Raw genomic sequence first — 13252 nt, forward strand, 5'->3', positions numbered from 1 at the left:
ATCTGGACAGATGTCTCTGTTGCCGACAGTCAGTCGTAGGACCGGAACTCGATACGGCAGGCCGAGTATCGAATCGCAGGTCCTCTACAACGCGTGTCGATGGATGCTTCGGCCCGTGGTCGGGATCGCGCCGCTGACGCCTGGCGCCATGCGCCGCGCCGCAGTGCTGGACTCGGCCGCGGGTGTACGCATTCCGTCCGGGATCGATCGGGAAGCGATTCGCTTTCCAGGTTTCGACGGTGAACTCGTGCGCACGGCAGGCTCGACGGCTGATCTGCGCGACGGGGTTGTTCTCTACCTGCACGGCGGCGGGTTCATGTGCTGCGGGCTCAACACGCATCGGCCGGTCGTTGCAAGCATCGCCAAGCGAACCGGCCTTCCGGTCCTGCACATCGCATATCGACAGTTGCCGAGCACGAGCATCAGCGGGTCGGTCGACGACTGTCTCGATGCATACCGCTGGCTCCTCGAACAGGGAGCCTTGCCGGAAAAGGTTGTCTTCGTTGGCGATTCGGCCGGAGGCTTTCTGGTCTTCGCGACGGCACTTGCAGCTGTTTCCGCGGGGCTCGAGGTTCCGGCCGGTCTTGTCGGGCTCTCACCTCTCCTCGATCTCGATTGCACCACCAAATCAGTCCACGCCAACGCTCGACGCGACGTGATCGCCCCGGTGTCGGCATTGATGGCGATCGGAAAGCTTGGCGGACAGACGAACTCACCCGTCGACGGCGATCTGGCCGCTCTGCCGCCGTCGTTGCTGATCGCCGCCGAATCCGAGGTGCTCAGAGTCGATTCGGAGGTGATGGCGCAACGGCTCGCCGCCGCGGGGGTGCCGTGCTCGCTGCAGATCTGGAACGGCCAGGTTCACGCGTTTCCCGCCGTCTGGCCTGGCTTGCCGGAGAGCCGGGCTGCGCTACGTGACGTTGCCAGGTTCATTCGCGCCAGGCTGGATGCGGTCCCGCCCCAGGTCGCGGGCGAAAGTTGTTCGGGAAGTTGAACTTCCGGTCCGGTTAGGGATTCTCGTGTCCTGACGTTGTGGTAGGTGCCATCGCGCGGGCATAGATCGATTCGAGCTCGGTTACTGCTGAACGTCGATCGACGTTGTCGGGATCGAGGCGATGTTGGAGGTTGATCCCGAGAGTGCCGGCCAGAAGGGTGACGGCAACCAACTCCGGATTGGTGACCGGGGTGTCGATCGAACGCAGGTAGTCCGCGTACAGCGTTCGCATTGCGACGTACTGCTCTGCGTAGGTCTCGCGGATGGTGGACCCGGGAATCACGGCTTCGATCAAGATGGTCGAGAAAATTCGTGCCTCGGGGTATGACATCAGTACGAAGTTGGCTTCGATCAATGCTTCGATTCCAGTCGCGGAGGATGATGCCAACTCTGCGCGTAGCTTTTCCATGCCCCAACGGAATGCGTCCTCGACGACGGCTCGTAGAAGCCCGTCCTTCGATCCGAAGTGCCAGGCCACGGACCCTCTGCTGATACCGGATCTTTCTGCCACGGCTTGTACGGACATCGCGGTCGACCCGCCTTCGGCAGCCAGTTCGGCCGCGGCTTTCACCAGTCGCCGTCTGGTTTCCTCGGAAATCTCCTGCTTGCGTGTCGACGCCATTCGGTGTTCCTGCCTTCTTTCGTTCTCGAGTGCAGCCAATTCCGGCACGCGGTGACGTCGACGCGCCCGTCGGGGCCGAGACCTGCGCACCGCACTCATGCTACGAGGCCGGCCATCGGCCGGCCGTATTCCTCTCGCGACACCCTCTTGCCTATGTTGATCGTCCAGTTCTATGCTGAGCGTCCAATAACTTAACGGAATGGGCGGACATGGAACTCATCGATCTGACTAGAACTCTCGATCCGGCCGATCGGGAATTGCTCCCCGAGGGTTTGAAGGCACTGGCTTCCGTCGTTGCCCCCTCGGTGACCTACTCGCACCCCGCAGGTGCCGGACGCGACGAGTTCGCGGCAGCACTGCAGTGCGGAGTTCATGATCTTCCGGACGGTGAGGGGTGGGGATCGGAGATGTTGAGTGAGTTCAACAGCCATCTGGGCACACACGTCGACGCGCCGTTGCACTACGGATCAACCTCGGAGGGTAAGCCTTCTCGCACGATCACAGACATCGCGTTGGATGAATTGTTCTGCGAGACAGTGGTGCTCGACCTGCGCGGCCGGTGCGAGGCGAATCAGCCGATCTCGGTGGACGCGCTGAAAGCTGCCCTGGCGGAAAACGGTGCGTCCGTTCCCCAGGGTGGTGCCGTGTTGCTCCGTACCGGACAAGAGAGCTTCACCTTGGCTGATCCAGGGTTCTTTCAGTATCCAGGGATGAGTCGCGAAGGCACGCTGTTTCTCGCCGAGCAAGGCGCGAAGGTGCTGGGCACCGACGCTGCCGGCTGGGACTTGAGCTTTGCAGTCATGGCGCAGAAATTTCGTGACACCGGGGACAACTCGGTTCTCTGGGACGGGCACCGGGCCGGACGCGAACGTGAAGTATTCATCGTTCAGCAACTGGCGAACCTCGCCGCGCTTCCGCCCTCGGGATTTCACGTGGCGTTTTTCCCGATCAAGCTTGCGCGAGCCAGCGCTGCCCCGGCTCGTGTGGTCGCGTTCGGCTGAGCAAAATTCCTGCCTCACCTAACGAACAATTCAGTGAAAGGTATTGACTCACAGTGAAACTTGCGACCGTCGAATACGAAAAGACTCAGCAGACGGCTCTGGTGACGGGCAGCGGCGAGCAACTGTTGTTACTCGAGCGAGCTCATCATGATGTGACGGGAAAACCGGCTCCAGAACTGGAAACCATGCAAACCATCATCGAAGGTGGTCCGGCGGCACGGGAGACCCTGGATCGGCTCGCAGACGAGCCGCCGGCAAGTGCAATCGTCGACGCAGGTGATGTGCGCTGGATGTCGCCGCTTCCTCAGCCGGTCCAGATCCGAGACTTCGGCTGCTTCATGGATCACTTCCGCAACGCTCGCGCCCGAATTCAAGGGGTCGCACTCGAGGACGTCGAACTGCCGAAGATCCAGTTGGAGCGCCCGCTGTATTACATAGCGAACCGATTGGCGGTGACCGGACACAAATCTGACGTCGTGTGGCCCGAGTACTCGAGCCTGCGCGATTACGAACTCGAATTCGCCTGTGTGCTGGGGCGCGGTGGAACCGACATCTCACGCGCGGATGCCCCTGCGCATATCTTCGGTTACACCATCTTCAACGATTTCAGCGCCCGCGATACTCAGCTCGAGGAGATCTCCACCGGACTCGGTCTCAGTAAGAGCAAGGACTTTTCGAACGCGAATGTCCTCGGGCCCTGGATCGTGACGGCCGACGAAGTCGGTGACCCCTACCAACTCGAGATGACCGCGAGAATCAACGGAGACGAGGTGAGCCGAGGAACCAGCGCCGACATGGACCATCGTTTCGAGGACGTGATTTCGTTCGCTTCGACTTCCACGCGGCTGTACCCGGGTGAAGTCTTCTGTTCCGGCACCGTGCCGAGTGGATGCGGCTTGGAGCACGGGCGGTTCCTGGAACCGGGAGACGTAGTCGAACTCGAGGTCACCGGCCTCGGTGTATTGAGGAATCGAGTGGTGGCGTGAGCGGCGAAGTCATGGTTCTCGGTGTCGGCGCGACTCTCTTCGGGCGGCACGCGGATACCGCGGCCTCGGAATTGGCGGGGCGTGCGGCGATCGATGCCGTCGAAGACGCGGGCCTGACCCGCGGTGACGTCGGTGCGGTCTTCTACGCGACAGTCAGCCAGAAGGCGATCGACCGGCAGCACATGATCCCAGGCCAGATTTCCTTGAGGCCATACGGTTTCGGGGGAGTCCCGGTCGTCAATGTCGAAAATGCCTGCGCCGGCGGCGCGACTGCACTCTGGCTGGCGATCGCCCACGTTCGCGCCGGTCTGTCCGAGGTCGCGTTGGCGGTCGGGGTGGACAAGCTGGTGTGCTCGGATCCGGCTCGAAGTCTGGAGGTGTTCGACGGTGCACTCGACGTTGCGCATCGCGACGAGACGCTCGCGGGCCTTGCTTCGCTGTCCGCTCCGCTGCCGGATGCACTCGGATCGCAGGGTGAGCGGTCGGTGTTCATGGAGATCTACGCTTCTCTTGCCCGGGCGCACATGGAGAGATTCGGAACCACCGAGTTCGAGCTCGCGTCCGTAGCAGCCAAAAATCATGCGCATTCCGTGCACAATCCGCGGTCGCACTTTCGCAAACCCTTCAGCGTCGAAGAGGTGCTTGCCGCAAGGCGAGTCGCGTGGCCTCTGACAGTTCCGATGTGCTCGCCCGTCAGTGACGGTGCAGCGGCGGTCATTGTGACCAGTGCGGACTTTGCTCGAAGGCACGATTCCTCTCGGCGGGCGGCGCAGGTACTCGGTTGCAGCTTGGTGTCAGGCACGGATCGGACCGCAGATGACGTGGAGAGTCACATCGGTCGCCGTGCAGCAATGGGCGCATACGAGGAAGCCGGAGTCGGGCCAGGCGATGTGGATGTGGCAGAGGTCCACGACGCCACGGCCTTCGGTGAAGTGCAGCAGGTCGAGAATCTGGGGTTCTGCCCGATCGGTGAGGGCGGCGCGTGGTCGGCGTCCGGTGCGAGTTCGTTGGGAGGCGTGCGTCCGGTCAATCCGTCAGGTGGGCTCGAGTCCCGTGGTCATCCGGTCTCGGCAACGGGACTGGCGCAGGTCTTCGAACTTGTCACGCAGTTGCGTGGACAAGCAGGGCGGCGACAAGTTCCGGGTGCTCGAATCGCGGTCGCAGAGAACGGCGGAGGTCTCTACGGCATCGAGGAAGCCGTCGCCGCGGTCACGATCTTGGGAGGGCCACGATGAACGCGGACATCATGAACGATGAACCGATGGCGCCAGGCTTGCACGTGCAAGCGGGATATGCGGATCTGATTCTGTCGGCGCTGCGACGCCGACCAGACCACATCGCGTTTCGATTCACGGATCGGAACGGTGATCGGGCCGAGCTGACATATCGGCAGACTGCGGAACAGATCGAGCGGATTGCAGGTGTCCTCAGTAGCTTCGCTCTGCCGGACGGAGCCGGCGTCGCCCTGCTTGCGGGGCCGTGTCCTGAAGCATTCACGGTCATGGCCGCGGCGTGTCTGGCGGGCGTGCGCTACACGGCACTCCATCCGCTCGCGACCGAAGAGAACGACAGGATGGTGCTGAAAGACAGTGGTACCGATCTCCTGTTGGTTGCCGACGGACAGTTCCAGGTGCGCGCCGAAGCGGCACAGACTCGAGTGATGTCACTGTCAGCCCTCGAATCAGCGTGTGAATTGGGTACGGCGGGAATAGGTTCAGGCTTAGGCGGTCAGGGTCGAGCTTTGTATCTCTTCTACACCGGTGGAACCACCGGTGAGCCGAAAGGCGTCATGCTCAGGGACCGATCCTTGGTCGCCAATGCCTGGGCCTGCACCACGTGGGAGTGGCCGGCTGAAACCACCATGCTGCTCACTACGCCGATGTCTCATGCTGCCGGTCTGCTCGTCGCACCCGGTCTGCTGCGAGGTGCAAGCTTCGAGTTGCACAGGTCGTTCGACCCGGACAGAGTTGTCGACGCCATCGAAAATGGCGGAGTCACAGCTACATTCGTGGTTCCCACGATGCTCTATGCCTTACTCGACCATCCACGCCTGTCGGATGCGAATCTGTCTGGGCTGAACTGGATGCTTTACGGTGCTGCACCCATCGACCCCACCAGGCTCGAGCAGGCAGGGGCGGTGTTCGGGCCGATCCTGAGCCAGCATTACGGTCAGGCCGAAGCCCCGAATGCGTTGACGGTACTCGATACACGTGAGCACACGGACGATCCCGCAGTTTTGGGGAGTTGTGGGCGCGCGATGCCAGGTGTCGAAGTGGTGTTGCTTGACGAGCAGGGAAACGAGACGGCGACGGGCGTACCCGGCGAGCTTTGTGTGCGAGGTCCGCTCGTGATGGACGGCTATTGGAACAAACCTGAACAAACCGCTGCAGCGCTCGCGAATGGGTGGTTGCACACCGGCGACGTTGCTCGAATCGACGAAAGTGGGCTCATCTCGATCGTCGACCGCATCAAAGACACGATCATCAGTGGTGGATTCAACGTCTACCCGCGCGAAGTCGAGGACTCACTCGGACATCATCCCGCGGTGGCAGCATGTGCGGTATTCGGTGTCCCCGATTCTCAATGGGGAGAAGCTGTTACCGCCGCAGTCGTACTGAAGACGGGATGGTCGGTCACACCCGATCAACTCATCGCGCACGTGAGATCGCACAAGGGTCCGATCTGGGCGCCCAAGGAGATTTCGATTCTGGAAGCGCTGCCGCTCACTGCTTTGGGGAAGATCGACAAGAAGGCACTCCGTGGCGCGTCACCGACCTAGTGACGCGACAACTGCCCGTGCGAGGGCGTCGGCAGATCCAGGGGCGAATGGCAGAAAGAGTTCGGGCTCGATCAGTTCCACTTCCATGAGCAGTGGTTGATCCACCGGGCCCACGACGTCCACACGTGCATAAAGCAATTCGCCGGGGCCGCATGGGGTCGCGGCCAGTGCTGCGTCGGCCACCGCGAGTTCGGCGGCGGACGGTTGGTGGAGGTGGTTGGTTCCGCCGTGAAATTCCTGCACGCGGAAGTCGTTGGCGGCCGGGATCTTCCGGACAGCGTGCGAGTAGCGTCCGCCGATGTGGATGATCGAGCGCTCACCGTCGACGACGTCCGAGACGAATGGCTGGACCAACGCGTCGTTGCCACTCTCGAGGATCGAGCTGAGGTGAGCGTGGGCCTGCGCGGACCCCGAGGCAAACTTTCCCACTCCGACAGCGCCGGCGGACACTGCAGGCTTGACGATGACGTCGGCACCCTCGAACGAAGGGAGGGTGAGTGTTTCGCTCTGTCCGGCAGCGATCACAGCGGTGGGGACGATAGGTACGCCGGCCGCGGCAAGTTCGGTGAGGTATCCCTTGTGTGCGTTCCACTTCACGATCGAGAGTGGATTGGCGATCGGAGCGGTCAGCTGATCGAGAACGGCGAGAAATTCGTCGAGGCGCTGGGTGTAGTCCCAGGTCGACCGGATCAGAACCAGGTCGGCGTCGATATCGAGGAGGGACGGGCTCGACCACGGCGCCATCGTCGACGCGATGCCGTAGGAGGTGAGAGCATCCATGACGAGTTTGCTTTCGACATCCGCCTCGCGGGCGGCGCCGTCACAGGTGAGCAGGAGAACCGTGGTCATGCCACGATGCTTTCACGGCTGGCGCCTTCTAAGACTAGCGAGGTGGCCCCTCGTCGAGGACCAGCGAACCGGTCCCGGGTTGCCCGATTGCGTCCACCCACGTCACCGCGACGGTGTCGCCGGGGCGGCGCGAGCTCATCGCCGCGTTGAGATCAGCGGACGACGCGATCCGGCTGCCACCGAACTCGGTGATGACCGCACCTTTGGTCAGCCCCACCCGCTCGGCCGGCGAATCGAAGCTCACGGCAACAACTTCGGCGCCGGCCGGCATGTCCGCGTGATCCTTCACCGCGACACCGAGTACGGGTGTCGGTCCCACACGCACGGTCTCGGAGGAGCGGCCACCGAGTACCTGCTCGACGATCGGTAGTGCGGTGTCGATCGGTATCGCGTAGGACTGAGGCGCCGGTGAGGTTTCGGTGCGGTCGGTGACGGCGTTGCCTGCGCTGCTGACGCCGATCAGCTCGCCAACGGCGTTGACCAGGGGACCACCGGAATCGCCAGGCCGGATGTCCGCGTCCACCTCGATGAGGCCCTTCAACTGGTTTCGCGATCCGTCGGACACGTTGCGGGTGTTGACGGTGACACCGAGGTTGGTGATGACGCCGGGAGCAGGGACGGGTACTCCGCCGCCTTCCGCATTTCCGATTGCGGTGACGGAGTCCCCGCGAGCGGCTTCTGCTGATTTGCCGACCACAGCCACCGGCAGATCGTCAGCGCCCGCGAGTCGAAGGACGGCAAGATCGCTGACGCTGTCGTACCCGAGGATCTCGGCGTCGTAGATCAGCCCGTTGGACATGCTGACGGCAGTGACGTCCGAAGCTCCGCTGATGACGTGGTGATTCGTGAGCACCACTCCGTCAGGGGAGAGCACGATCCCGGTCCCAGCAGTGGTGGTGAATCCGGCCGGCGCCGTGATGGTGACGATGGTGGGGACCACCCGGGCCGAGAGCTCCTCCGGGGTGAGCGGAACAACCGGCGCGGGTGGGGTGGTCGTGATGACGGTGACCGGTGCGGACTCGATCGTTCCCGGAGTCAGGGGCGGTGCGACCAGCGCGAGACCACCGAGGCCGGCTGCGAGAACGACGGCCGTCCACAGGCCGCGTCTGCTCGCACGTTTGGTCATCCAGCCGTCCGTCCCGCCGGTGTCATGCCATCGAGTCGTGAAAGGTGAAGATTACCCAACCGGCAACGATCAAGACATGCGATGGCGCAACAGCATGTAGACGCCGCGACGCATGAACGAAGTGGCGAGTGCGCGTGCGTCGCCGATTCGGACGTCCATTGCGGAGACGAGAGTCGGATCCGATTCCCGGAGATCTTTGTGGAATGCCGCTGCCTGGCGTGCCTGATCCTTGGCCAGACGCACACTCCACTGTCCGGCGTTGACGCGGAAGGACGCGAGGGGTTTGGCGATCGCATAGACGTCCCCTTGGAGTGCGACGGCGGTGTACGTGGCTTCGTCGATGACGTACGGGTTGGTGTCGTCCCACCATCCGATGGCCTTCAAGGCGGATCGCTTCATGAGTACACATCCGGGCTCGCCGAAGATGTTCGCTCCCGCCGTTACCGTCTTTCGGGCCGCGTCGCGCCCGGTGACCAGTCCCTTCAGCCCTGCAAGTCCGCGCGCGGAGAGGATGGTCTTTCCGTTTGCATCGACCAGTTTGCGTTGCGAGGCCACGAGTACCACCGAGGGGTGCTCGTCGAAAGCCGCGACCTGTTCCGCCAGGCACTCGGGGTAGATGGTGTCGTCACCGCACACCAGTTTCAGGAGCTCTCCGTTCGCAGCTTCGCTGACCCGGTCCCAGTTTCGCTTCGCTCCGCCGCCGGCCTCGGTCGACAGGATCTCGATCCGCGGATCGTCGGCGTATCGCGCCAGGACCTTGACGGTGTCGTCGGTCGACGAATGATCCGAGATGATCAGTTCGAAGTCCTGGTAGCTCTGATTCAGGATCGAGTCGATCGTCTCGGCAATGTAGTCGGCATTGTTGTAAGCCGGGACGACGACGGAAACACGCGGAGTCATGAGTTGCCTGTTCTCTTGTTTCGACTGAACGAGAAATCGCGGTAACCGAAGAAGCTTGCTGTTGCGGTTACCGCAGTGATGACGAGTTGTGACGGGATGGGAGGAAAGTGCAGGACCGAGACCGCGACGGTCATCAGCGCGAGGTTGATCACGAAGGCGCCGAAATTGACGACGACGAATCGCCAGAAGTCACGGAGGAAGTGGCCGCGAACTTCGAAGACCAGGTAGCGGTACATCGCAAAAGCGCACAGCAGGTTGCAGACGTACCCGGCAACGATCGCGAAGTGGTAGCCGAATTGATCGCCGAGCGCGATCTGCCAGGCAATGAACCAGGCGGTTCCGAGCGCCGTGTTGACGCCACCGACGAGCAGAAAGGCAAGGGCCTGATTCTTGACGACGCGCATCAACGGACCCGGCCTGCCGGTCATTCCGGCGGGGGGTGTTGCAGTCGAATCCGGTGAAGCCATCAGCCTTCGCCGAACGTGGGCAGCAGCCCTGCCGACACGGCATCTTGAAGCGACGGTGCCGCTGTGTCCTTCGCGGAGAGCGTGATGTTCAGGGGCTCACCGCTGCGACCCACGGTGGGCCAGTCGATCGCTATGTCGGGATCGAGGGGGTGAACTTCGTGCTCACGCTCGGGGGCGTATCCCGTCGAGCACAGGTAAACCACTGTCGAGTTGTCCTCGAGGGACAGGAAGGCATGCCCAAGCCCTTCGGACAGAAAGATCGCTCTGCGGTCGACGTCGTCGAGAAGGACCGAATCCCACTGGCCGAAGGTCGGCGATCCCACGCGGAGGTCGACGGCGATGTCGAGTATCGCGCCTTTGACACACGTAACGTACTTGGCCTGTCCGGGAGGGACGTCGGCAAAATGGATGCCTCGTAGGACGCCGGCAGCCGAGACCGAGCAATTGGCCTGCTGAAGGTCGAGGGTGCGGCCGGTGATCTCGGAGAATCCGGGTTCACGGAACCATTCGAGGAAGACTCCACGGTCGTCGCCGAACTGTTTGGGTGTGAATTCCCAGGCCCCTGGCACTTTCAGTTCGCGATACTGGCTCATCACGTGAGTATCTGCCATGTCACCAGTCCTTGCCGCGGTCGAGAAGTTCGAGAAGGTATTTTCCGTATCCGGATTTGAGGAGCTTCTCAGCACGAATGCGTAGCTCGTCGTCGGTGATGAATCCGTGCCGCCACGCAACTTCTTCGGGCGCGCCGATCTTGAGTCCCTGACGCTCCTCGATCGTGCGCACGTAGTTCGATGCGTCGAGAAGCGAATCGAAAGTTCCGGTGTCGAGCCACGCGGTGCCGCGAGGAAGTACTTCGACCTGGAGGCGGCCAGCTTCGAGGTACGCACGGTTGACGTCGGTGATCTCGTATTCGCCGCGTGCCGATGGTTCGAGGTCCTTGGCGATGGCGACAACGTCGTTGTCGTAGAAATAGAGGCCAGGCACCGAATAGTTGGAGCGCGGGTTCGCCGGCTTCTCCTCGAGCGAGACGGCTTTGCCTTCGCGGTCGAACTCGATGACTCCGTAAGCCGTGGGGTCCGAAACCCAGTACGCGAATACGGCGCCACCGTCGATGTTCTCGAAACGCGTGAGCTTACTGCCCAGACCTGGGCCGTAGAAGATGTTGTCGCCGAGGACCAGGGCCGCGGATTCCGAACCGATGTGGCCGGCTCCGAGTACGAAGGCTTGTGCGAGACCATTCGGCTCGTGCTGGATCTGGTAGGTCAGGTCGACGCCGAACTGCGAGCCGTCGCCGAGCAACCGCTGGAACTGCGGTGCGTCGTCTTCTGTGGTGATGATCATGATGTCGCGAATCCCGGCCAGCATCAGGGTGCTGAGTGGGTAATAGATCATCGGTTTGTCGTAGACGGGTACCAGCTGTTTGCTCACGCCGAGCGTGATGGGGTGCAACCTCGACCCCGTGCCGCCCGCCAGAATGATTCCGCGCATGCCTCGAAGTGTTCCAGTGTTCGCTGGAGAAACAAATCTCGGGCGCACGGTATCGTGCGTGGCCGGTAGATAGATCGGTTCGATTCGGTGATCGTGGAGGCGCAAACGTGAGAGTTCTCGTGACTGGCGGTGCAGGCTTCATCGGCGCCAATTTCGTGCATCAGACGGTGGCAGAGCGCCCCGACTCCGAGGTCACGGTGCTCGATGCGCTGACCTACGCGGGCAACAAGTCTTCGCTCGATTCGATAGCCGACCGCATCACGTTTGTTCACGGCGACATCACCGACGCAGTTCTCGTCGACCAACTGGTGGGCGCTGCCGACGTGGTCGTTCATTTTGCTGCCGAGTCGCACAACGACAATTCGCTCGCTGATCCGTGGCCGTTCGTGCAGACCAACATCGTGGGAACCTTCACGCTCCTGCAGGCTGTGCGCAAGCACGACGTCAGGTATCACCACATTTCCACCGACGAGGTGTACGGAGACCTCGAACTGGGCGATCCGGACCGTTTCACGGAGTCGACCGCGTACAACCCGTCGAGCCCCTACTCGTCGACGAAGGCATCGAGCGACATGTTGGTGCGCGCGTGGACCCGTTCGTTCGGCGTCCGGGCCACCCTGTCGAACTGCTCGAACAATTACGGCCCTTATCAACATGTCGAGAAGTTCATCCCACGGCAGATCACCAATGTTCTCGCCGGATTGCGTCCCAAGTTGTACGGCGACGGTTTGAACGTCCGTGACTGGATTCATGTCGACGACCACAACAGCGCGGTCTGGGCGATCATCGACGGTGGCCGGATCGGTCAGACCTACTTGATCGGCGCTGATGGTGAGATGAACAACCGAACTGTCATGGAGTCGATTCTGCAGATATTGGGCCGTGGCGCCGACGAGTTCGATTTTGTCACCGACCGCCCGGGGCACGACGTGAGGTACGCGATCGACTCGAGTCTGCTCCGGAAAGAACTTGGCTGGTCCCCGCGCTACGAGGACTTCCGCAGTGGTCTGGAAGCGACGATCGACTGGTACCGCGACAACGAACAGTGGTGGCGTCCGCAGAAGGACGCGACCGAGCAGGCATACGTGGCAGCCGGCGAGAAGACCACTTCCTAGCGTGCAGCCAGATTGCGGCGGATGGAGTCGAGGGTCGACGCTATCCCGGCAGGCAACGGGCGATGTGTGCGCTGGTCCAGATCGGTCCACACGATCGATCGCAGCCGTAGGTCTCGGGCTTGCGCCGAAGCGAGTGGAGAACTGGCGAGCACAACGTTGGGGCGTTTTCTGAAGACGGTGTGGCACGCGCCGAGGATCGCCCCGATGGTGACGCTGCGTCCGGACGCGTAGATCTTGGTGACCGTCGGTTCCTGCGACGCTTCCGCTCGGGTGAAGCTGTCGACCACCATTTCGGCCGCGTCGGAGACGTAGACGTAGTCCCGAAGCGTGTCCATGGGAACGTAGATCGAAATGGGCATCGACAGCAGATAGCCTCGGCAGAGGTGCGAAATCAGGCCTTGGGGTTTCGCCAGATTCTGACCCGGGCCGTAGAGATTTGCGAATCTTCCTATGACAGTGCGGGTTCCGCTTCTGGAGCCGAATTCGCGAACAATGGATTCGGCATCGAGCTTTGCTCGCCCGTAGTCGGCCAGTGGATTGGTCGCGCTTGTTTCGGTGTGCGGTGCTCCGGGAGCTCCGGCGTAGACGCCGCCGGCAGACGAAGCGTGGAAGACGGTCCCGACGCCTGCGTCCGCCGTCCCCAGCTCGTCGAGAACGTCCTTCATGAGTTGGTTCTCGCGAGCGAATTCGTCACTGCTCGTACCGTTCACACCTGCACCGGCGCACCACGCCATTCGCCACGGGCCGCCGGCGGCGTCAGTAACCAGTTTCCTGGCATCGGCGAACAGGATTTCTCTGGCCAGAGCGGGTTCCCCCCACGGGACGCGGCTGGTGCGGATGTCGGCCCCACGGCGCTCGAGTTCGCGGGCCACGGAGCTGCCGAGGAGGCCGCCGCTGCCGACTACCCACGTGGGGACATTCATCG

At 62.4% G+C, this 13252-nt stretch carries 14 protein-coding genes; 6 read left to right on the forward strand and 8 right to left on the reverse strand.

The genetic code is table 11. The annotated features are described in order from the left end of the window. Positions 1-10: 10 nt before the first annotated feature. Positions 11-994 (forward strand): alpha/beta hydrolase, encoded by a 984-nt coding sequence (locus M0639_RS01185; protein WP_030535811.1) that lies wholly within the window; start codon positions 11-13, stop codon positions 992-994. A gap of 13 nt (positions 995-1007) precedes the next feature. On the opposite strand, the gene M0639_RS01190 is transcribed toward M0639_RS01185, so the two are convergent. Then, a complete protein-coding gene (locus tag M0639_RS01190; RefSeq protein WP_158170230.1) occupies positions 1008-1616 on the reverse strand; it encodes a TetR/AcrR family transcriptional regulator in 609 nt (202 codons plus the stop codon). A gap of 209 nt (positions 1617-1825) precedes the next feature. Between M0639_RS01190 and M0639_RS01195 the strand changes: the two genes are divergently transcribed. Genes M0639_RS01195 through M0639_RS01210 form a run of 4 tightly spaced genes read left to right on the forward strand, consistent with a single transcriptional unit; the run spans position 1826 to position 6382 of the window. Then, complete coding sequence (locus M0639_RS01195) at positions 1826-2617, forward strand: cyclase family protein (protein ID WP_064073585.1); 792 nt, start codon at positions 1826-1828, stop codon at positions 2615-2617. A 53-nt stretch (positions 2618-2670) separates the two neighbouring features. Further along, a complete protein-coding gene (locus tag M0639_RS01200; protein WP_030535808.1) occupies positions 2671-3603 on the forward strand; it encodes a fumarylacetoacetate hydrolase family protein in 933 nt (310 codons plus the stop codon). Continuing rightward, positions 3600-4838, forward strand: coding sequence for a thiolase family protein (locus M0639_RS01205; RefSeq protein WP_064073584.1), 1239 nt, complete (start codon positions 3600-3602; stop codon positions 4836-4838). Before M0639_RS01200 ends, M0639_RS01205 begins: the two co-directional genes overlap by 4 nt. Then, a complete protein-coding gene (locus M0639_RS01210) occupies positions 4835-6382 on the forward strand; it encodes an AMP-binding protein (RefSeq protein WP_082893098.1) in 1548 nt (515 codons plus the stop codon). The genes M0639_RS01205 and M0639_RS01210 overlap by 4 nt, the downstream gene beginning before the upstream one ends. Here the strand turns inward: M0639_RS01210 and M0639_RS01215 are convergent. The 6 genes from M0639_RS01215 to rfbA form a co-directional block, all read right to left on the reverse strand. Beyond that, positions 6371-7231, reverse strand: a complete 861-nt coding sequence (locus M0639_RS01215) for an ATP-grasp domain-containing protein (RefSeq protein WP_054827097.1) — start codon at positions 7229-7231, stop codon at positions 6371-6373. The two genes, M0639_RS01210 and M0639_RS01215, sit on opposite strands and share 12 nt — an antisense overlap. Before the next feature lie 34 nt (positions 7232-7265). Next, entirely contained in the window at positions 7266-8357 is a 1092-nt protein-coding gene (locus tag M0639_RS01220; protein WP_064073583.1) for a S1C family serine protease, read from the reverse strand. Positions 8358-8426: 69 nt separating this feature from the next. After that, positions 8427-9257: a glycosyltransferase family 2 protein gene (locus tag M0639_RS01225; protein WP_050655616.1), complete on the reverse strand. Its 831-nt coding sequence runs from the start codon at positions 9255-9257 to the stop codon at positions 8427-8429. Beyond that, complete coding sequence (locus M0639_RS01230; RefSeq protein ID WP_020905791.1) at positions 9254-9724, reverse strand: GtrA family protein; 471 nt, start codon at positions 9722-9724, stop codon at positions 9254-9256. The genes M0639_RS01225 and M0639_RS01230 overlap by 4 nt, the downstream gene beginning before the upstream one ends. Next, positions 9724-10335, reverse strand: a complete 612-nt coding sequence (locus M0639_RS01235) for a dTDP-4-dehydrorhamnose 3,5-epimerase family protein (protein ID WP_223257871.1) — start codon at positions 10333-10335, stop codon at positions 9724-9726. Before M0639_RS01235 ends, M0639_RS01230 begins: the two co-directional genes overlap by 1 nt. A 1-nt stretch (position 10336) precedes the next feature. Then, complete coding sequence (gene rfbA, locus M0639_RS01240) at positions 10337-11212, reverse strand: glucose-1-phosphate thymidylyltransferase RfbA (RefSeq protein WP_020905793.1); 876 nt, start codon at positions 11210-11212, stop codon at positions 10337-10339. 107 nt (positions 11213-11319) lie between these two features. Here rfbA and rfbB point away from each other — a divergent pair, with 107 nt between their 5' ends. Next, positions 11320-12327, forward strand: coding sequence for a dTDP-glucose 4,6-dehydratase (gene rfbB / locus M0639_RS01245; protein ID WP_054188651.1), 1008 nt, complete (start codon positions 11320-11322; stop codon positions 12325-12327). Here the strand turns inward: rfbB and M0639_RS01250 are convergent. Beyond that, complete coding sequence (locus M0639_RS01250; RefSeq protein ID WP_020905795.1) at positions 12324-13250, reverse strand: NAD-dependent epimerase/dehydratase family protein; 927 nt, start codon at positions 13248-13250, stop codon at positions 12324-12326. The two genes, rfbB and M0639_RS01250, sit on opposite strands and share 4 nt — an antisense overlap. Positions 13251-13252 lie beyond the last annotated feature (2 nt).

Origin of the sequence: Rhodococcus qingshengii JCM 15477, assembly GCF_023221595.1 — a bacterium.
In the GTDB taxonomy this organism is placed as follows: Bacteria; Actinomycetota; Actinomycetes; order Mycobacteriales; family Mycobacteriaceae; genus Rhodococcus_F; species Rhodococcus_F qingshengii.

What these genes read in the sequence shown, in the direction of transcription:
- M0639_RS01185 (WP_030535811.1), top strand. Translation starts at nt 11, where the DNA reads ATGTCTCTGTTGCCGACAGTCAGTCGTAGGACCGGAACTCGATACGGC.
- M0639_RS01190 (WP_158170230.1), bottom strand. Translation starts at nt 1,616, where the DNA reads ATGGCGTCGACACGCAAGCAGGAGATTTCCGAGGAAACCAGACGGCGA.
- M0639_RS01195 (WP_064073585.1), top strand. Translation starts at nt 1,826, where the DNA reads ATGGAACTCATCGATCTGACTAGAACTCTCGATCCGGCCGATCGGGAA.
- M0639_RS01210 (WP_082893098.1), top strand. Translation starts at nt 4,835, where the DNA reads ATGAACGCGGACATCATGAACGATGAACCGATGGCGCCAGGCTTGCAC.
- M0639_RS01215 (WP_054827097.1), bottom strand. Translation starts at nt 7,231, where the DNA reads ATGACCACGGTTCTCCTGCTCACCTGTGACGGCGCCGCCCGCGAGGCG.
- M0639_RS01220 (WP_064073583.1), bottom strand. Translation starts at nt 8,357, where the DNA reads ATGACCAAACGTGCGAGCAGACGCGGCCTGTGGACGGCCGTCGTTCTC.
- M0639_RS01225 (WP_050655616.1), bottom strand. Translation starts at nt 9,257, where the DNA reads ATGACTCCGCGTGTTTCCGTCGTCGTCCCGGCTTACAACAATGCCGAC.
- M0639_RS01230 (WP_020905791.1), bottom strand. Translation starts at nt 9,724, where the DNA reads ATGGCTTCACCGGATTCGACTGCAACACCCCCCGCCGGAATGACCGGC.
- M0639_RS01235 (WP_223257871.1), bottom strand. Translation starts at nt 10,335, where the DNA reads ATGGCAGATACTCACGTGATGAGCCAGTATCGCGAACTGAAAGTGCCA.
- rfbA (WP_020905793.1), bottom strand. Translation starts at nt 11,212, where the DNA reads ATGCGCGGAATCATTCTGGCGGGCGGCACGGGGTCGAGGTTGCACCCC.
- M0639_RS01250 (WP_020905795.1), bottom strand. Translation starts at nt 13,250, where the DNA reads ATGAATGTCCCCACGTGGGTAGTCGGCAGCGGCGGCCTCCTCGGCAGC.